Annotated in this window: 16 protein-coding genes; 11 read left to right on the forward strand and 5 right to left on the reverse strand. The window is 36.4% G+C overall.

From position 1 onward, the window contains the following. The first annotated feature begins 325 nt into the window (after positions 1 to 325). From ileS to AC13DP_RS04845, 4 genes are all read left to right on the forward strand, one after another. Entirely contained in the window at positions 326 to 3751 is a 3426-nt protein-coding gene (gene ileS / locus AC13DP_RS04830; protein ID WP_483067397.1) for an isoleucine--tRNA ligase, read from the forward strand. A gap of 7 nt (positions 3752 to 3758) precedes the next feature. Further along, the gene (locus tag AC13DP_RS04835; protein WP_013069690.1) at positions 3759 to 4142 is read left to right on the forward strand and encodes a TraR/DksA family transcriptional regulator; all 384 of its coding nucleotides are present in this window, start codon (positions 3759 to 3761) and stop codon (positions 4140 to 4142) included. 242 nt (positions 4143 to 4384) lie between these two features. Further along, on the forward strand, positions 4385 to 5017 hold the full coding sequence (locus AC13DP_RS04840; protein WP_228250758.1) for a DUF4097 family beta strand repeat-containing protein: 633 nt from the start codon (positions 4385 to 4387) through the stop codon (positions 5015 to 5017). 37 nt (positions 5018 to 5054) lie between these two features. Next, on the forward strand, positions 5055 to 5663 hold the full coding sequence (locus tag AC13DP_RS04845; RefSeq protein ID WP_013069692.1) for a lipoprotein signal peptidase: 609 nt from the start codon (positions 5055 to 5057) through the stop codon (positions 5661 to 5663). A 1432-nt stretch (positions 5664 to 7095) separates the two neighbouring features. Here AC13DP_RS04845 and AC13DP_RS04850 read toward each other — a convergent pair. The 4 genes from AC13DP_RS04850 to AC13DP_RS04865 are packed head-to-tail and all read right to left on the reverse strand — an operon-like array spanning position 7096 to position 9955. Beyond that, on the reverse strand, positions 7096 to 7659 hold the full coding sequence (locus AC13DP_RS04850; RefSeq protein WP_013069694.1) for a 5-formyltetrahydrofolate cyclo-ligase: 564 nt from the start codon (positions 7657 to 7659) through the stop codon (positions 7096 to 7098). Then, positions 7652 to 8638: a succinylglutamate desuccinylase/aspartoacylase family protein gene (locus tag AC13DP_RS04855; RefSeq protein WP_013069695.1), complete on the reverse strand. Its 987-nt coding sequence runs from the start codon at positions 8636 to 8638 to the stop codon at positions 7652 to 7654. The genes AC13DP_RS04850 and AC13DP_RS04855 overlap by 8 nt, the downstream gene beginning before the upstream one ends. A gap of 8 nt (positions 8639 to 8646) precedes the next feature. Next, the gene (gene rimK / locus AC13DP_RS04860) at positions 8647 to 9519 is read right to left on the reverse strand and encodes a 30S ribosomal protein S6--L-glutamate ligase (RefSeq protein WP_013069696.1); all 873 of its coding nucleotides are present in this window, start codon (positions 9517 to 9519) and stop codon (positions 8647 to 8649) included. Next, positions 9509 to 9955: an ATP-dependent zinc protease family protein gene (locus AC13DP_RS04865; RefSeq protein WP_013069697.1), complete on the reverse strand. Its 447-nt coding sequence runs from the start codon at positions 9953 to 9955 to the stop codon at positions 9509 to 9511. The genes rimK and AC13DP_RS04865 overlap by 11 nt, the downstream gene beginning before the upstream one ends. Positions 9956 to 10141: 186 nt before the next feature. Here AC13DP_RS04865 and uvrC point away from each other — a divergent pair, with 186 nt between their 5' ends. The 3 genes from uvrC (at position 10142) to AC13DP_RS04880 (ending at position 14530) form a co-directional block, all read left to right on the forward strand. Further along, on the forward strand, positions 10142 to 11944 hold the full coding sequence (gene uvrC, locus AC13DP_RS04870) for an excinuclease ABC subunit UvrC (protein ID WP_013069698.1): 1803 nt from the start codon (positions 10142 to 10144) through the stop codon (positions 11942 to 11944). Next, positions 11945 to 14167, forward strand: a complete 2223-nt coding sequence (locus tag AC13DP_RS04875) for a patatin-like phospholipase family protein (protein ID WP_013069699.1) — start codon at positions 11945 to 11947, stop codon at positions 14165 to 14167. It begins immediately after the preceding gene. Positions 14168 to 14242: 75 nt separating this feature from the next. Further along, positions 14243 to 14530 carry a ribosomal maturation YjgA family protein gene (locus AC13DP_RS04880; protein WP_049771401.1) on the forward strand — a complete coding sequence of 96 codons (288 nt, stop codon included), beginning with the start codon at positions 14243 to 14245 and terminating at the stop codon, positions 14528 to 14530. Positions 14531 to 14870: 340 nt separating this feature from the next. Here the strand turns inward: AC13DP_RS04880 and AC13DP_RS04885 are convergent, their stop codons facing one another. Beyond that, the gene (locus AC13DP_RS04885) at positions 14871 to 15881 is read right to left on the reverse strand and encodes an LLM class flavin-dependent oxidoreductase (RefSeq protein ID WP_013069702.1); all 1011 of its coding nucleotides are present in this window, start codon (positions 15879 to 15881) and stop codon (positions 14871 to 14873) included. 201 nt (positions 15882 to 16082) lie between these two features. Here AC13DP_RS04885 and AC13DP_RS04890 point away from each other — a divergent pair, with 201 nt between their 5' ends. The 4 genes from AC13DP_RS04890 to AC13DP_RS04905 all read left to right on the forward strand — a co-directional run bounded on the left by AC13DP_RS04890 (position 16083) and on the right by AC13DP_RS04905 (position 20464). Beyond that, positions 16083 to 17252: a homogentisate 1,2-dioxygenase gene (locus tag AC13DP_RS04890; RefSeq protein ID WP_013069703.1), complete on the forward strand. Its 1170-nt coding sequence runs from the start codon at positions 16083 to 16085 to the stop codon at positions 17250 to 17252. Positions 17253 to 17281: 29 nt separating this feature from the next. Next, positions 17282 to 18424 (forward strand): 4-hydroxyphenylpyruvate dioxygenase, encoded by a 1143-nt coding sequence (hppD, locus tag AC13DP_RS04895; RefSeq protein ID WP_483067398.1) that lies wholly within the window; start codon positions 17282 to 17284, stop codon positions 18422 to 18424. 296 nt (positions 18425 to 18720) lie between these two features. Then, positions 18721 to 19497 (forward strand): DUF3108 domain-containing protein, encoded by a 777-nt coding sequence (locus tag AC13DP_RS04900; protein ID WP_013069705.1) that lies wholly within the window; start codon positions 18721 to 18723, stop codon positions 19495 to 19497. 1 nt (position 19498) lies between these two features. Then, positions 19499 to 20464, forward strand: a complete 966-nt coding sequence (locus AC13DP_RS04905; protein WP_013069706.1) for a tryptophan 2,3-dioxygenase family protein — start codon at positions 19499 to 19501, stop codon at positions 20462 to 20464.

Here is a 20464-nt window from a genome sequence, read left to right on the forward strand (position 1 = left end):
TGAGCGGCCACATGGTTCACTGAAAAATAGGAAACCACAAGAATTTTTAAACTTTGTTCAGCGCTTAGCTACTGAACAAAGACCAGTATTTAAAATAAATTATTAACTTGAAAAAAGGCAACCTTATTCAGGCAAGGTCAAATTGTTAACAGTCAACTGTAAACTATATTCAAAACAAAAGAAAAAACCGGTATAAATATTACGTTTTCTTTAATTCGGTTTTACCAATAGATTAATATTTATAAGAATGGGTAATTTAAGCAGATAGCAACCGCTGTTTTAGCAAAATTCCTTATTTTCGCACATCATTAGAAATTTTGAGGAAATGAGCACAAAGTTCCCTGAATATAAAGGACTTGACTTACCAAAAGTTGCAGAGGAGACATTAAAATATTGGAAAGAAAACCAAATATTTGAAAAGAGCATAACTTCACGTGATGGTGAAAAGCCATTCATATTTTTTGAAGGACCGCCATCAGCTAACGGATTGCCGGGTATTCACCACGTAATGGCAAGATCGATTAAGGATATTTTTTGTCGCTATAAAACTCAAAAAGGATTTCAGGTAAAACGTAAAGCAGGTTGGGATACTCACGGTCTTCCGGTAGAGCTTGGTGTGGAAAAAGAACTTGGGATCACCAAAGAAGATATTGGTACTAAAATTAGTGTTGAGCAATACAACGAGGCTTGTAAAAATGCGGTAATGCGTTATACAGATATCTGGAACGATCTTACCGAGAAGATGGGATATTGGGTAGATATGGATGATCCCTATATCACCTATAAGCCCAAGTATATGGAAACGGTTTGGTATCTCTTAAAACAGATCTACAACAAAGGTCTTATTTACAAGGGCTATACCATTCAGCCATATTCTCCAAAAGCAGGTACGGGTTTAAGTTCACATGAACTTAACCAACCAGGGACGTATCAGGACGTGTCAGATACTACGGTTACGGCAATGTTTAAAACCAAAAAGGAGACATTGCCAGCAGGTTTAAAAGAACATGAAGAAGATGTATTCTTAATCGCCTGGACCACCACTCCATGGACGCTTCCTAGTAACACTGCGCTTACTGTAGGGCCAAAAATCGAATATGTAACCGTAAAAACGTATAACCAATATACCTTTGAGCCGATTACGATAGTTGTTGCTAAAGAACTTGCTCTTAAACAGTTTGATAAGAAGTTTAAACAGGTAGAAAGCGAAGAAGAACTAAAAGCGTATAAAGAAGGTGATAACCTGCCTGCCGGCAAGGCAGGAAAAATCCCTTTCTTAATTGGTGAAAATTACAAGGGGAAAGATCTGGTAGGTATAGCGTATGAGCAATTATTACCTTATACTTTGCCTTTCGAAAATCCTGAAAATGCCTTTAGAGTAATTTCCGGAGATTTTGTGACTACCGAGGATGGTACGGGTATCGTGCATACCGCGCCTACTTTTGGAGCAGATGATGCTCTGGTTGCAAAACAGGCAACACCACCAGTACCTCCAATGTTGGTGAAAGATGAGAATGACAATTTAGTTCCTTTAGTAGACCTTCAGGGTAAATTCAGACCAGAAATGGGCGAATTTGCTGGGAAGTATGTGAAGAACGAATATTATGATGAGGGTAAAGCCCCTGAAAAATCTGTAGATGTAGAGATCGCTATTAAGCTGAAAGAAGAAAACAGGGCTTTTAAGGTAGAAAAATATGTACACAGTTATCCAAACTGCTGGCGTACTGATAAGCCCATTTTATATTATCCGTTAGATTCCTGGTTTATCAAAGTAACCGAGGTTAAAGATCGAATGCACGAGCTGAATACCGGTATAAACTGGAAACCAAAATCTACGGGAGAAGGACGTTTTGGAAACTGGCTTGCGAATGCGAACGACTGGAACTTATCCCGAAGTCGATATTGGGGAATTCCGTTACCAATTTGGAGAACTGAAGACGGTAGGGAAGAAAAAATCATTGGTTCTGTAGAAGAATTAAAAATAGAAATCACCAAAGCGGTAGAAGCTGAAGTGATGGACAAGGATATTTTCGCTGATTTTAAAATTGGCGATATGAGTGAAGAAAACTACGCCAATGTAGATCTCCATAAAAATGTGGTAGATACAATTACTTTGGTTTCTGATTCTGGGAAACCAATGAAGCGCGAAGCCGATCTTATCGACGTATGGTTTGATTCGGGTTCAATGCCTTATGCGCAGTGGCACTATCCTTTTGAAAATAAAGAGAAAGTAGAGAAAGACTGGCGTAAAGCCGATTTTATTGCGGAGGGTGTCGATCAAACCCGTGGCTGGTTCTATACACTTCATGCTATAGCCACCATGACTTTTGACGATGTAGCGTATAAAAATGTAGTTTCCAACGGACTTGTTTTAGATAAAAATGGACAAAAAATGTCCAAACGTCTTGGAAACGCGGTAGATCCTTTTGAAACCTTATCGGTTTACGGGCCGGATGCGACACGTTGGTACATGATTTCTAACGCGAATCCTTGGGATAATTTAAAATTTGATATTGAAGGAATTGGAGAAATAAGCCGTAAGTTCTTCGGAACACTTTATAATACCTATTCTTTCTTTACCCTATATGCTAACATCGATAATTTTACGTATGCTGAAGCCGATGTTAAATTAGAAGAACGTCCGGAAATCGATCGTTGGATTCTTTCAGAATTACATACGTTAATTGAGAAAGTAGATAAATTCTATGCAGATTACGAGCCTACAAAGGCTACTCGGGTTATTTCAGAATTTGTTCAGGAAAATCTGAGTAACTGGTTTGTGCGATTAAGTCGAAGAAGGTTCTGGAAAGGGGATTACCAGCAGGATAAAATTTCAGCATATCAAACTTTATATACCTGCCTGGAAACCGTAGCGAAACTTAGTGCACCTGTGGCACCATTCTTTATGGATGCTTTATATAAAGATCTGAATCAAACTACGAAGAAAGAGAATTATGAATCGGTTCACACGGCTTTATTCCCGGTTTTCGATGAGAAATTTGTAGATAAATCTTTAGAACGTAAAATGGAAAAAGCACAAACAATTTCCAGTTTGGTACTTTCATTACGTAAAAAAGAAATGATTAAGGTGAGACAGCCGCTACAACGAATCATGATTCCGGTATTGGATAAAAAACAGGGAGAGGAAATTTTAGCGGTGCAGGATCTTATAAAATCTGAAGTGAATGTAAAGGAAGTCGAGTTAATCGATGATGCTTCAGGAATTCTGGTAAAACAAATAAAACCGAATTTTCGCGTTTTAGGGCCTCGTTTTGGAAAGGAAATGAAGCACGTGGTAGCTAAAATTAATCAACTTCAAGCCGAAGATATTGCAACGATCGAAAAAGAAGGCAAAATTGAGATTGAAGTAAATGGAGAAATGATTATTTTGGACGCCAGTGAAGTAGAAATAAGTTCGCAAGATATCGAAGGATGGCTTGTGGCTAGCAGTGGCAATATAACTGTAGCGCTAGACGTTAATATCTCGCCAGAACTCAAAAAAGAAGGAGTTGCGAGAGAATTGGTAAACCGAATTCAGAATATGAGAAAAGACAGTGGATTCGAGGTGACCGATACTATTAACGTACAGCTGCAAAAAGATGGCATTATCGAGGATGCTGTTGCAGATAATATAACCTATATCAAAACTGAAACTTTAACTGCAGCGCTCGAACTTGCAGAAGTAGTAAAAGATGGAGTAGATGTTGAATTTGACGATGTAACTACAAAATTATTAATCACAAAAAACTAAGCAGCTTATGTCAACCGAAGTAAAAGAGCGTTTTAGCGATGCGGAATTGGCCGAATTTAAAGAGCTAATCCAAGGTAAAATCGCCAAAGCCAAAGAACAACTAGAAATTTATCAAAATGCTTATAAAAACGACGGGAACAACGGTACAGATGATACATCCCCAACGTTTAAGGCTTTTGAAGAAGGTAGCGAAACTATGAGTAAAGAAGCGAATTCTCAATTGGCGATTCGTCAGGAGAAATTTATTCGTGATCTTAAAAATGCTTTAATGCGTATCGAGAATAAAACCTATGGTGTATGTCGTGTTACCGGAAAATTAATCAATAAAGAGCGTCTAAAGCTGGTTCCGCATGCCACTTTAAGTATCGAGGCTAAAAATATGCAACGATAAGAGAAAAGCTTTACTCGATAATCGAGAATAAATACTCCGATCCTTTCCTGATAGCTATCTGGAAGGGATGACTATAAATAAAAAATGGTTTTCTAGAAGCTATCTCATGGGCTTGCTCAAGGTAGTTTGGAATTTCACCGCAGCTAATATTTTATTAAAATATTTGCGCGGTTGGCCATTAGGTATTTGATCAAAAAATAAACGCTCCCGTTTTAAGGAGCGTTTATTGTTCTATAAATGATATGAAAATAGCTAATCGATATTGGATGTTTTTATTGTGTTTTTTTACAGGCACAGTTATAGTAGTTGCTCAAAAAGATACACAGAATATCCTAAATTCAGATTTTAAAGAAGTGATTATCGATGCCAATGAGGTTTTTAAAATCAATATCTTTAGCGAAAAAAGAAAGACCTTAAAGTATAGAAGTCACTCTGAAGGAGAATATTTGAATGATATCAGGCTAACAACAAGTTTAAAAAATGGGAAGCTTTATATCGAAACTCAATATCCCGAACAACTGGTAGGTGGTTTTGATAAGTTGAGTGCACATAAAGTCTTTTCTTTAGAAGTAGATCTTTATTTGCCAGAAGATAAAATACTAATGATTAGTTCTAATTCTGCTTCTTTGATTGTTTCAGGGAAATTTGAAAGTTTCTCGGCCAATCTTCAACGAGGCTATTGTAACTTAAAAGATTTTGAGGGAAATGCAACGATAAATACCTACAAAGGTGACATTGATGCAGAAGTAGTTTCTGGAGAAGTAATGGCAAAAAGCAGGCACGGTAAAGTTTTGGTCGATCAAAAGCTTTATGGAATGCATCAAATTAAATTAACTTCAATTAATGGTGACATAAGCGTGCGAAAAACTAAATAATATTAGTATTTTTGGTGCGTTTTTAACAAAAAAAGAAATGTCTTTAAAGAAAGCAGGCCTAATAATATTTATTGTTCTTTTAATCGATCAGGTATCTAAAATTTATATCAAAACACATTTTGAACTTGGCGACGAGTATAAGGTTCTTGATTGGTTTAGAATTCTTTTTGTTGAAAATGAAGGGATGGCCTGGGGTACTAAAATTCCGGGACAGTATGGGAAACTAGCACTTACGCTTTTCCGTTTAGTAGCGATTTTTGGAATAGGTTACTGGCTGGTAGATTCTGTAAAGAAAAATGGAAGTCGAATTTTGATTACCTCAATCTCGTTGATCTTTGCCGGTGCTTTTGGAAATATAATTGATTCGGTTTTCTACGGAATCACGTTTAACGACAGTTATAATAAAGTAGCGACTTTTTTACCTGAAGGTGGAGGCTACGGAACACTTTTCCATGGAAAGGTGGTAGATATGCTTTATTTTCCTTTATATGAGGGATATCTACCGGAGTGGATTCCGTTTTGGGGAGGTAAGTTCTTTACCTTTTTTGAACCTGTATTTAATATTGCCGATTCTTCGATAAGTATTGGCGTGGTTTTATTGCTGTTATTCAACAAAAGAGCTTTCCCAAAAGAAGAGAAAGAGTAGTAAAGTTTATAGCCGTTAGCCTATAGCTTTCAGCTCTTAGCTTTAAAATAGTCGTCTAATGTTTTTTAATGGGCAGATTTCAATAGAAGAAGGGAAAGCAAAAAAACGTGCTTCGTCATCTCGACCGAAGCGGAGGGATCTTTTTCTGATAGAAGTTAGAATATATAGAAGAGACGCAAGAATCAGGAAGCAGGCCTATTAATTTTGAATAACTTTATTATTTAGTCTAATAGAGAAAATTTGTAAATGATTCTGCAAAAACTTCTCGATACCACAACTTTTGAACCTTGAATTTTTGAACTTTGAACGTCTATCTTGATTAAGATTTCTTCATTCCGCTGCGCTGCACCTGCCTGCCAGCGAGGCAGGGTCGAAATGACAACGAAGTTCATTCAAAGCTTAGCATCAAGAATTCAATATAAAATAGTCGTCTTATGTTTTTAATGGGCAGATTTCAATAGAAGAAGGAAAAGCAAAAAAACGTGCTTCGTCATCTCGACCGAAGCGTAGAGATCTTTTTCTGATAAGTTAGTATATAGAGAAGAGACGCAAGAATCAGGAAGCAGGCCTATTAATTTTGAATAAGTTTATAATTTAGTCTAATAGAGAAAATTTGTAAATGATTACTGTAAAGGCTTCTCGATACCACAACTTTTGAACCTTGAATTTTTGAACTTTGAACGTCTATCTTGATTGAGATTTCTTCATTTCGCTACGCTGCACCTGCCTGCCAGCGAGGCAGGGTCGAAATGACAACGAAGTTCATTCAAAGCTTAGCATCAAGAATTCAATATTAAATACTCATCCTATGTTTTTAATGGGCAGGTTTCAATAGAAGAAGGGAAAAAAAACGTGCTTTGTCATCTCGACCGGAGCGGAGAGATCTTTTTCTGATAGAAGTTAGAATATAGAGAAGAGACGCAAGAATCAGGAAGCAGGCCTATTAATTTTGAATAACTTTATTATTTAGTCTAATAGAGAAAATTTGTAAATGATTCTGCAAAGACTTCTCGATACCACAACTTTTGAACCTTGAATTTTTGAACTTTGAACGTCTATCTTTATTGAGATTTCTCCATTTCGCTACGCTACAGTCGAAATGACAACGAATTTTGTTCAAAATTTAAAATTCAGAATAATAAACCTCTATTTTATAAACACGATGTTCTTTTTTCTAAAAGAAATTGCTTCTATACTATACCAAAAATTAGCAAATCAACACATCATCACATTTTCAAATCGAAAAGTATGGTCTTTCTCTTGCTTCTTGTCTCCTGGTTCCCGATTTTCATTTCAGCATTCAGCACTCCAAATTCAGCATAAAAAAGGTAGCGTCTATATTCTAATTTTCTCATCTCTAAACTGGAAATAGTATTTCAATTACCAAATTAGCACGTCATCAAATTTTCAAATTAAAAAAGCGATCTAAATTCTAAAATCTATAAACTTTCTTCGGAGTCACACAATAATCAAGCGGAATATCACTGGGGTATACATCTTGAAAAGCTTCTTCAGCTTCGTAAAAAGAAAGTCCTATTTTAATAATGTTGGGTTTACAGTTGCTTAAAAATTTATCGTAGTAGCCTTTACCATAACCAATGCGGTGACCGTTTTTATCGAAAGCAAGTAAAGGCACAAAGACCACATCTATTTTTGCTGAGGGAATTTCTATCCCATCTACGGGCTCTGGAATATTCCACCTGTTTTTTTTGATCTTGGTGGTTTCTGTAAGTAAATAATTGATCAGATTGTTATGCTCGATATCGGTTCTGGGAATGACCACATTTTTATCTTTACCCTGAAGAATGTGTAAAATAAATTCGGTATCCACCTCTTTCTGCTCTGCAATACTAAGGAACAGGTGATAAAAATCACCTTCCCAGACATCAAGTTGAAGTAAGTTATTGGCAATCTTTAAACTATATTCTTCAATAACTTCAGGAGAAAGATCGATACGTAAAGCTTTGTATTTTTTACGGAGGTCGGTCTTATTCATCGATCACTTTTGAGGCGGTTGATATATGAAAAATAGCATCACCCTGATATACGATAGGTGATTCATTCACATTTATGATATATCCCTGATTTCTTGATTTTATCTTATGCCTAAATTTCCCGTAAGGATCGGTAATCGTGCCAATATATTCCCCTTTTTCAACAAACTTTCCGCAAGGAATTTTAAGATGTAAAAGTCCGCTGTATTTCGCACGCATCCAGGTGGTATTTTCAATCAAAATAGGTTCGGCATGGGCATCAGGTAATTCAAATTTAGATTTAAGCATATTTAGATGATCCAGGATACGCATGGTGCCTTCAACTCCTTGTTTTGCAATTTCTTTATTGCTATCCTGGGATTTTCCACCTTCAAAAAGTAAAATTGGGATCCCCATTTTAGAGCAGGTTTCACGATACGATTTGGTAATTGTCGTAGAAACGATAGTAAACGGAGCTTTAAAAATATTCGCTAATTCTATACTATGCTTATCGCCTTTTTTAACGCGTATTTGCGCTACGTTAAATCTACTTGCGCCACCGGTATGAAAATCCAGGCAGAAATCGGCAATTGGTAAAATTTCCTGCACAAACTGAAAAGCAAACCTGCTGGCCAGCGAGCCGTTTTTAGTACCCGGGAACATTCGGTTTAAATCACGGCCATCGGGAAATTCACGAGCCATATTTAAAAAACCAAACACATTAACTACCGGTATACAAATAGTAGTGCCGCATTTAGGTTTGTTAATTTCTTTACTGATGAGTTGTCTTACGATTTCTACCCCATTCAATTCATCACCATGGATACCGGCGGTAATTAATACTACCGGTCCTGGGTTCTTAGAACGCTCTATAATCACTGGCACTTCAACAGAAGTTGTGGTGTAAAGTTTCGCCATGTTAAGATTAATAGTGGCGCTTTTACCGGGTAAAATCTTTTTGCCCAGAATTTCCAGAACGTTTTCTTTGGTGATTTGAGGCATAAATTAAATTAGGCGTGTTTTTCGATATATCGAATAATGGTTTTGGCAATATCTTTTCCGGTAGCTTTTTCGATACCTTCTAATCCCGGTGAAGAATTTACTTCAAGAATTAATGGTCCGCGTGAACTTTGGATCATATCCACACCCGCAACGCCAAGCCCCATGGCTTTGGTCGCTTTTACCGCTGCAATTTCTTCTTCATCACTAAGTTCAATGGCCTCAGCACTACCACCGCGATGCAGGTTAGAACGGAACTCGCCTTCTTTTCCCTGTCTTTTCATAGCACCAACTACGTGACCATCTACGACAAAAGCTCTAATATCTGCACCTTTGGCTTCTTTTATAAATTCCTGCACGATCACTCGGGCCTGTAAACCGTTAAACGCTTCAATTACAGACTCGGCTGCATTTTTGGTTTCAGCAAGAACAACACCAACACCCTGTGTTCCTTCTAAAAGCTTAATGACCAATGGTGGTCCGCCAACCTGACTAATAACTCCAGAAACATCTCTGGAATAATTAGTGAATACTGTTTTTGGAAGTCCGATTTTAGCGCGAGAAAGCACCTGAAGACTTCTTAATTTATCGCGGCTTCTTACCAAAGCTTCACTTTCTGTCGTGGTAAAGGCCCCCATCATCTCGAACTGGCGAACAACTGCGGTACCATAAAAGGTTACCGAAGAACCAATTCTAGGGATAATGGCATCTACATCTTTTATATAGTCTCCCTTAAAATAAATGTTAGGGTTTCTCCTTTCTATGACAATATCACATTTTAAGGGGTCTACAACCTCTACGGTGTGTTTGCGTTTCATTGCCGCTTCAACAAGGCGTTTTGTTGAATATAGTTGCGTATTTCTGGAAAGGATTTTAATGTTCATTCGTTTGGTGTTGATTGTTAAATGATAAATCAATTAGTTGTGGATCCACAATAAATTTGTTGCTTAAAAATTTTCGTCCTAAAAGAACAGGGAAACGCATTTCCTGGCGTGAAGACAAAGAAAGCGAAATTTTATAAATTTTATTAAAAAGCTTTATTTTTGATTCGATCTGATAACGCTTTTGAATCATTCCATTACTACTACGAACGTAAATAATATCATAGTCTTTAAAAATGAATTCTTTACCGTTGTATAGCGCATGCTCTTCATCAAGAAATTTGCAGTATAATACATCGTCTTTTTCAATAATTTCGTCACAGTGAATGGAAGAGGTGTAAGCTCCGGTATCTATTTTTACCGAAATTCCTTCAAGATCCAGCACCGGGAAATCTGCCTTGTCAAAACGTCCAATAATTCTTTTTTTGCTTTCGCTCATATATCCAAGATAGCCAAAATAAATGTTTTATGGTTTTAAGGAATTATAAAATACCTTTAAAACTGCTAATTTCAGCAATACATTCGAGATTCAGAAATAAAAAATGAAAGAAGAATTGGTGAAAAATTGCTTCAAATTTCCCTGAATTTCTTCAAAATGGCCTAAAGATATTTTAAATTTGAAGTGATGGAAATACCTGCTTTGGATGTACAGTTAAAGACCTTACCCGATAGTCCCGGTGTTTATCAATATTTTGATAAAAATGGGAAGATTCTCTATGTGGGTAAAGCTAAAAATCTTAAAAAACGTGTAACCTCTTATTTTACCAAACGCCACGATAGTCATCGTATAGGGGTAATGGTGAAAAAAATTCACGAGATAAGACATATCGTGGTTTCTTCGGAAACCGATGCGCTGCTGCTGGAAAATAATCTAATCAAAAAATTACAGCCGCGTTTTAACGTAATGCTTAAGGATGATAAAACTTATCCCTGGATTTGTATAAAAAACGAACGTTTCCCAAGAGTCTTCCCAACCCGAAGATTGATTAAAGACGGGAGTGAGTATTATGGGCCGTTTACTAGTTTTAAAACGGTAAATACCTTACTTGATTTAATTAAGGGACTATATAAACTGCGTACTTGTAATTATGACCTTGTTGAAGATAAAATTAGGGATAATAAGTATAAAGTGTGCCTGGAATATCATTTAGGGAATTGTAAGGGGCCCTGTGAAGGCTACCAGGGAGAAGCAGAGTATAACAGAAATATCGAACATATTCGCCAAATCGTAAAAGGAAATTTTAAAGACTCGCTTAGTCAGTTTAGAGAGCAAATGCAGGAGCATGCTGAAAATATGGAGTTTGAAGATGCACAGCGAATAAAAAATAAGATCGAAGTTTTAGAAAATTACCAATCCCGGTCTACAGTTGTTAATCCTAAAATCAATAATGTAGATGTATTTTCTGTAATTAGCGACGAGGGGTATGGATACGTGAATTTTCTTCAGTTAATGCATGGTTCCATTATCAGGTCTCATACCATAGAAATGAAGAAAAAACTGGATGAAACCGACGAAGAATTACTGGAACTGGGGATTACTGAAATTAGGCAGCGATTTAATTCAAAATCACCAGAGATTTATGTGCCTTTTAAGGTAGATGCCGGTGATGATATAAAAGTAACAGTGCCTAAATTGGGGGATAAGCGTAAAATTGTAGAATTGTCTGAGCGGAATGCAAAATATTACCGACAGGAACGATTTAAGCAAATGAAAATTGTAGATCCAGATCGGCATGTAAATCGGGTAATGGCACAAATGAAAGAAGATTTGCGTTTAAGCGTTGAGCCGCGGCATATTGAATGTTTCGATAATTCTAATATTCAGGGAACAAATCCAGTGGCGGCCTGTGTGGTTTTTAAAAATGGCAAACCAAGTAAAAAAGATTATCGTAAATTTAATATCAAAACTGTTGAAGGACCTAACGATTTTGCTTCGATGGAAGAAGTGGTGTACAGAAGGTACAAGCGTCTTTTAAACGAAGGTGAAGAATTACCGCAGCTTATTATTGTAGACGGTGGTAAAGGTCAGTTAAGAAGTGGTTTAAAAGCTTTGGAGACTTTAGGCTTAAGAGGGGAGGTAGCCATAATTGGGATAGCTAAAAGATTAGAAGAGTTGTTTTATCCGGGTGATCCGGTACCCTTGTATTTAGATAAGAAGTCTGAAACCTTAAAGATTATTCAGCAGTTAAGAAATGAAGCACATAGGTTTGGTATCACTTTCCATCGAAATAAACGTAGTAAATCTGCGTTAAATACAGAGCTGGACTCGATTAAAGGAATTGGAGAGAAAACAGTGGTAGAATTACTAAAAAGCTTTAGATCTCTTAAACGGGTAAAAGAAGCTTCAGAGAAATCACTGGCAGATGTTGTGGGAAGTGCTAAAGCTAGAATTGTTTACGATTATTATCATCCGGAATCTTCAGAATAAATGAAAAAAGTCATTTGCATCCTATTCTTCTGTAGTTCACTTTTAAGTTTTTCCCAGGAAGAAAAATTAAAAGTAGGGCTTGTTTTAAGTGGAGGTGGAGCAAAGGGACTGGCACATATTGGTGCTTTAAAGGCAATTGAGGAAGCGGGTGTACACATCGATTATATTGGTGGAACCAGTATGGGTGCAATTATTGGAGGTTTGTATGCTTCGGGATATTCGGCATCCGAATTAGATTCTATCGTAAAAAACACCAATTTCAATATTCTTATTCAGGATGAAATTCCACGAAAATCGATGACATTTTATGAAAAGAGAAATACAGAGCGTTATGCTCTTACACTTCCTTTTGATCATTTTAAACTAGGCTTTCCTTCGGGCTTAAGTAAAGGGCAAAATATTTACAATTTAATGTCGGGTTTAACGGTGCATCTGGACGATGAAACTGATTTTTCAAAATTACCAATTCCGTTTTTTTGTGTCGCAGCAGATGTAGAAACCGGTGCCGAAATTATTTTGGATAAAGGTTCTCTTGCCAAATCTGTAGCGGCTAGCGGAGCTATTCCTTCCCTTTTTTCTCCTGTAAAAATTGATGGTAGGCTGCTCATTGACGGTGGTGTGGTTAATAATTATCCGGTAGAAGAATTACGACGTCGCGGTGCCGATATTATTATTGGGGTAGATGTCCAGGATTCGTTACTTAACCGAAAAGACTTAAAAGGGGTATTCGATATTTTTACTCAGGTGAGTAATTTCAGGACGATTAATGATATGAAGCATAAAATTCCGCTTACAGATATTTATATTCGACCCGATATTGCTCGTTTTTCGATTATGTCTTTTGAAGAAGGTTCAGCCATTATCGATTCCGGAAAGGTAGCGGGAGACAAGCGAATTTCGGCATTAAAACAATTGGCACAAAAGCAAAAATCCCATCCGGAACCTTATCACAGAAAAATTGTAGATACACTTCATTTAAGCCAAATTGAACTCGCAGGAAATACAAATTATCCACGATCTTTTATTATGGGGAGGCTTAGACTGCAAACTCCTGGTAAGTTTAGTCTTTCTCAGATAAACGAAAGCATAGATTTTTTATCGGCCACTGGAAATTTTGATAAGATTAACTACTTTCTAACTCAGGATAATGGCGAAGATACTTATACGTTAAACCTTAATTTGGATGAAAGTGAGAATAAAACTTTTCTAAAATTAGCCTTGCATTACGACGAGTTGTATCGCAGTGCGGCGCTGGTAAATTTAACACGAAAAAGTTCAATTTTTACGAACGATGTTACTTCTTTAGATTTAATCGTGGGAGAAAATGTTCGGTATAACTTTCAGTATTATATCGATAAAGGATATTATTGGAGTATAGGTATGAAATCACGTTTTAATTCTTTTGATACTCCGGTAGATTATGCGCTTATACAGGACGCAATTAACGGAGGTGATTTGAATGTTAATAAGATTGATGTCGATTTTAAAGATTTTACCAATCAATTTTATGTAGAGACTTTGTTTAAGCAGGTGGCTTCGCTGGGGATGGGGGCAGAGCATAAATATTTAAAGATCTCTTCAGAAACTATTAATAGCGAGGGAGAGGATGTAGACGTTCCCGGAACTGAATTTGAGAATAATCATTATTACAGTGCTTTTGGATATTTAAAATATGATTCTTTTGATAATAAATATTATCCAAAAAAGGGATTCTATTTTCATGGTGATTTTCATATTTATCCTTTTTCTTCTATTGACGATTTTAACGAATTTTCTATCGCTAAAGGAAAAATTGGCTATGTTTTTACTCCGATAAAGAATCTTAGTGTCCGCATCTTTTCTGAAACAGGATTTAAAATTGGCGATAGCGAACAGCAAAGTTTAGACTTTTTTTTAGGCGGCTACGGGAATAACCTAATAAATAATATGGTGCCATTTTATGGGTATGATTTTCTTAGCTTAGGAGCCGATAGTTACATAAAAAGTCTGGCTGAAGTGGATGTTGAAATATTCAAAAATAATCACATCACCTTAAGTGGTAATTTTGCTAATGTAGAGAACAAATTGTATTCCTCTGGAAACTGGTTGTCCATGCCAGATTATTCTGGCTACGCCTTAGGTTATGGGGTGGAAACCTTTTTAGGCCCAATGGAAGTAAAATACTCTTATTCGCCAGAAGTAAAGGAAAGTCAGTGGTTTTTTAGTTTAGGATTCTGGTTTTAATGCGTTTCAAATTAAAATACTTTTTAATTTCCTTATCGATTTTTATTATCGAATTTTTAATAGCTCGATTTATAAATGGTGGTTTTATACGTAATGTGCTTGGAGATTATCTGGTGGTATTATTTTCTGCTTACATTTTTTAAGTGGCAACAATTTAAAGTGGCCATTTTTGTGTTGCTTTTGGCTTATTTTATCGAGTTTTTACAATACCTAAAGATTCTAAAAATACTGGGGATCCCAAGATCTACATTTACAACTATGGTTTTGGGTTCTTCTTTCGACTGGGGTGATATAGTTGCTTATACTTTGGCATTTTTAAGCATTATTGGCATCGCCAAAGTATTTAATAACAAAGCTTGCTAATGATCCAGAGGATTCACTTTTGAATTCAATATTTAAAAAGAAGTTGATGGTTTAGGGTGATTAGTGAATAGAAAAGGCCATCAGCTTAAAAAGATTTAAATTTCAGTATTTCAAATTTTAGATTCCTGGTTCTTGACTCTCTCGTCTATTTTCTATTCTCTCTTTTCTATATTCTAAGTGCTCATAGCGAAGCGATCTAAGTTCTAGCATAAAACAGATTTCTGTATAATTCCGGAAAGATAGGCCTAAAAGGACTCGAAATTATAAAGAGTCTTTTCGGTTCATATCTCGCGGTTAGTATGTATTTCCCGACTTTTATAAATTTACGCTAAAAATCACCTCAGGAGGTGCTACTTATTGAAAATGCTTCAGCAACCAACTCAAAACTTTTTAAACGCAGTTCTTTATTAAAACTCATGGTAGAAATAATCACTTCATCTACCTCAAAATCCTTTGCCAAATTGGTGATTTTCTCTTTTACACGATCTGGTGTGCCAGAGATTATTCGGCCTGCATTATAGTGCAATCGCTGTTTTTCAAAAGAAGTGAACTGATGATTTCTAATGTCTTCAAATTCCGGTAGGCTTTGGTAGTTTCCTTTGTCGAATTGCAATAAAATATAATCGATATACTTACGCATTTGGTTAGCTTCCTCTTCGGTTTCCCCACACATAACAAAAGATGCGATTAAAGCTTTAGGTTCCTGTTGATCTTCGGTAGGTTTAAAATGTTTACGATAACGATCCACCACGCTGGGGGGTACACTGCCATTAATAAATTTGGCCACAGCAAGGTTTAATCCAAGATCGGCGGCAATCCTCGCACTGCCACCGCTACTACTTAAAATCCATTGCTGCGGAATTGTTTTTATCTGCGGAATAGCATATACGGGAGAATTGTTTACAAGTGCATGATCCCTAAAAAAATGATTTAGCTGCTGAAGCTGCTGAATATAATCGTCTTCCTGAAATGTGCTTGAAGGGTTTAAAAGTTTTGCGCTAACCCCATCCCCGCCGGGAGCACGGCCAATGCCAAGATCGATACGACCGGGATATAAAGCTTCCAGCATTCGAAAATTTTCAGCTACTTTAAAAGCACTGTGATTGGGTAGCATAACTCCGCCGCTACCTAATCTAATTTGTGAAGTTTCAGCTCCTAATCTTGCCATTAATACTTCTGGAGCAGAGCCGGCAATAAATGTAGAATTATGATGTTCGGAAATCCAAAAACGATGATAGCCTAAATTTTCGGCGAGGATAGCAGTTTCTATAGTTTCCTTAACCGCTTCCCCGGCTGTAGAACTGGTGCGAACGATAGATTGGTCTAAAATTCCTAGTTTAATATCACTCATTCAATGTGCTTTTATAAGTTATTCGATATTGGGGGTAATTGCTTACAAACTAATTTAGCGTATTAAAACCTAGTTTTACATTTCATTTAAGAAAGAATATAATTATTTTCTATAAATTTATTATTAGTTAATTTTATATGCTTTTTGTTGATAATTTTATAATTTTAGCTATCGGAAAGTAGTCTAATTAAATATTTAATTATGCCTTTTTATCATAAATTAGGTAAGATTCCACATAAACGACATACGATTTTTAAAAAACCGGATGGGAGTCTTTATTACGAACAGGTTTTTGGAACCATTGGTTTTGACGGGATGTCCTCGATCTCTTACCACGAGCAGCGGCCTACACAGGTTAAAGAAGTTAGAAAAAGTTATAGTGTAAAACCTGTAATTTCAAAAGTAAATAATTTAAAGTCTTACCGTTTAAAAGGTTTTCAGGTACAACCAACACGTGATTATTTAGGAAGTAGGAAGGTTATTTTAACCAATAGTGATGTCGATATTATTCTGGCAGCACCACAGAAATCAACTGATAATTATTTCTATAAAAATGCCGATAGTGACGAGCTTTTATTTATTCATAGGGGTAGCGGGAAATTAAGGACGCATTTAGGAAATCTCGATTTTAAATACGGTGATTATCTCCTGATTCCTCGAGGGACCATTTACAAAATCGATTTTGATACAGAAGATAACCGACTCTTTATTGTAGAATCCAGACGACCAATATATACACCGAAACGATATCGAAACTGGTTTGGGCAATTATTAGAGCATTCGCCTTTTTGTGAACGTGATCTAAGACAACCTTATGAATTGGAAACGAATAATGAAAAAGGTGATTTTTTAATCAAAATAAAAAAACAAGGAGAAATTTTTGATACGGTCTATGCCACGCATCCATTTGATGTTGTGGGCTACGACGGTTATAACTATCCCTATGCTTTTTCTATCCACGATTTTGAACCGATTACAGGTAGAATACACCAACCCCCACCGGTACACCAAACTTTTGAAACCGATGCTTTTGTAGTTTGTAGTTTTTGTCCCCGTAAATACGATTATCATCCAGAAAGTATTCCAGCACCCTATAGTCACAGTAATATAGATAGTGATGAGGTATTGTATTATGTAGACGGTGATTTTATGAGCAGGAATGATATTGAATCCGGGCATATTTCGCTGCATCCAGCAGGAATTCCTCATGGGCCGCATCCAGGAGCAGTAGAACGAAGCATTGGTAAAACCGAAACCGAGGAACTGGCAGTAATGGTAGATACCTTTAAGCCTTTACAGCTTACCGAAGATGCTATGGCCATTGCTGATGAAACCTATTACAGATCCTGGTTGGAAGACGAGGATAAATAAAAAGATTAAAAAAAACGAATATTTAAGTTATGTCTAAAGATAATTCATCATTACAGTTAGAAAAGGTTATCCCTGAAGCAGAAGATTTTCTTCCCATTTTAGGGACAGATTTTGTAGAGTTATATGTTGGAAATGCAAAGCAGGCTGCTTATTATTATCAGCATGCCTGGGGATTTCAGCCCGTGGCTTATTCTGGTTTGGAAACCGGTAGGGAGGATAGTGTTTCTTATGTCTTAAAACAGGGGAAAATTAGGATCGTACTTACCTCTCCGTTACAACCTTCAGGAGAAATAAATGCGCATATCGATAAACATGGCGACGGTGTGAAATTTGTTGCACTTTGGGTAGATGATGCTAAAAAAAGTTATGAAGAAACCACCAAAAGAGGTGCTAAAAGTTATGTAGAGCCTTACGAATTAGAAGATGAATATGGTAAAGTAGTGATCTCTGGAATTCATACTTACGGAGAAACGGTTCATCTTTTTATAGAAAGAGGTGATTATAAAGGTCCTTTTATTCCTGGTTATAGAACCTATGCTCCGCTTGCTAAATCTGAAGAGACTGGATTGAAGTATATCGACCATATGGTCGGAAATGTGGGGTGGAACGAGATGAATAAGTGGTGCGAGTTTTATGCAAAAGTGATGGGGTTTGCGCAAATGGTTTCCTTCGATGATAATGATATTTCGACAGATTATACCGCATTAATGAGTAAAGTAATGAGTAACGGAAATGGGCGAATTAAATTCCCTATTAATGAACCTGCGGAAGGAAAAAAGAAATCACAAATTGAAGAATATATTGATTTTTATAATGGTGCCGGAGTTCAGCATATCGCTTTAGCTACCGATAATATTATTGAAACCGTGACCGCATTGCGTAATCGTGGAGTAGAATTTTTATATGTTCCTGAAACGTATTATGATGATTTATTAGATCGGGTAGGAGATATCGATGAGGAATTAGCGCCACTAAAAGAGCTGGGAGTACTGGTCGATAGAGACGATGAAGGCTATTTATTACAGATTTTTACCAAGCCGGTTTTAGATAGGCCAACCATGTTTTTTGAAATCATCCAGAGAAAAGGGGCGCAATCTTTTGGAAAAGGAAACTTTAAAGCCCTTTTTGAAGCTATCGAAAGAGAGCAGGATTTGCGAGGAACGCTAAAATAATCGAAAATTGTTGATTTAAAGTAAGTTAAAACATTTTTTCGTTGTCTAAAAATCAATGTTTTAGTTAAAGTTTGTTTTTGGCTTTTTTTAACAGGATAAAATACGGAATTTTGCGCTCGCATTTTTGGAGTGGTTACCAAATTTGTTTTTTCATAATTTAAGTTTTAGTTGGTTAATAAGACAAAAAACCTCGTCATTAATTTGATGGGGTTTTTTGTTTTGATACATTTGGAATAGTAATTGTAAATCTGCTTAAGGATAGATGTTTAAAATATAAATATTTCAAATTTAAACCCATGACCCACAGACTTACGATTACGATACTGCTTGTATTCTTCGCACTTACCTCTCATCAAGCTCAAAATGCCTATGATACTGGGGAGTGGTTTAAATTCAGGATACATTATGGACCTTTTAATGCGAGTTATGCTACCCTCGAGGTTACCGATGATTATTTAAATGGCACACCGGTTTATCATATAGTAGGAGAAGGTAAATCTACTGGCATGCTTCACTGGTTTTTTAAAGTTAATGATAATTACGAAACTTTCATAGATCGTAAAAACGGGAAACCTTATAAATTCATACGGCAAATTGACGAAGGAGGGCATACCAAAGATTTAGAGATCGATTTCGATCATAGGTCCAATACCGCTTATGTTCATGATAAAAAGCATGATAAGAAAAAGACCTATTCTACAAAGGAAAATATCCATGATATGTTGTCTGCATTTTACTATCTTCGCAGCAATATAAACGAAGATGCGCTGCAACCCGGCCACGAGATATACCTTAATCTTTTTATCGATGATGAAAATATGGATTTTAAGGTAAAGTTTTTGGGAAGGGAAGTTATAAAAACCAAGTTTGGAAAAGTAAATGCGCTAAAGTTTAGGCCTTATGTAATGGCAGGCAGAGTTTTTAAAGAGCAGGAGAGTCTTACCTTTTGGGTAAGCGACGATAAAAATAAAGTGCCTTTAAAAATTGAAGCAGATCTTGCGGTAGGATCCCTAGATGCAGATCTTGATGCTTATAAAGGTCTAAAATATCCCTTCAGGATTATTATAGATTAGCATGGAAATTAAACCCGAAATAGCCGAAAGAATAGAATTGCTGGAAGAGAAATTCAGAAATTCGGGTCAGGATATGGGGTCTTACCTTGATGGTCTCTTATACGACCGCTATTTAACCTACTGGGATTATATAAGTTTAGATACGTTGTTAAGTCTGCAAAAGCCGGAAACTCATTTCCCAGACGAAGAGATTTTCCTAACCTATCATCAGATAACCGAGTTATACTTTAAGCTGATTATCCACGAGCAAAAGCAGGTGATCGAAAATCCTAATTTAACCGCACCTTATTTTATTGAAAAGCTGAATAGGATCATCCGTTATTTTAGGGTGCTTATCAATTCTTTTGATATAATGATTAAAGGAATGGAGCGAGAGCAGTTTTTAAAGTTCCGAATGGCTTTATTACCGGCAAGCGGTTTCCAGTCGGCGCAGTTTAGAATGATCGAGTTTTATTCTACTCCGGTTGAAAATCTTGTAGACCATAAGATCAGAAAGAACTTCAGTTTAAATAACTCAATCGAAGAATTATTCGAAAATATTTACTGGAAGAAAGGTGGTATAGACCTTAAAACCGGTGAGAAAACCTTAACCCTTAAACAGTTCGAAAAAAGATATACGCCCCGCTTTTTAAGGATTGCGAACGAGGTTAAGGGTAAAACCCTGTATGGCCGTTATCAGGCCCTGGCAGCTTCAGAAAAAAACAATCCAAAATTAATCGAAGCACTACGTACTTTTGATAGTAGTGTAAACGTTAACTGGTTGTTGATGCATATAGGTGCCGCATATAGACATCTGGATCATGGAAAGAAAACGGTAAAAGCCACTGGTGGCACAAACTGGAAAGAATTTTTACCACCGGGATTTCAAAAAATATCTTTTTTTCCTGAATTGTGGAATGAAGAAGAACACGAAGAATGGGGCAAAGAATGGGTAAACCACATGTTTAATATTGAAAATAAGAATTAG

The organism is Zunongwangia sp. L-65 (genome assembly GCF_056859415.1).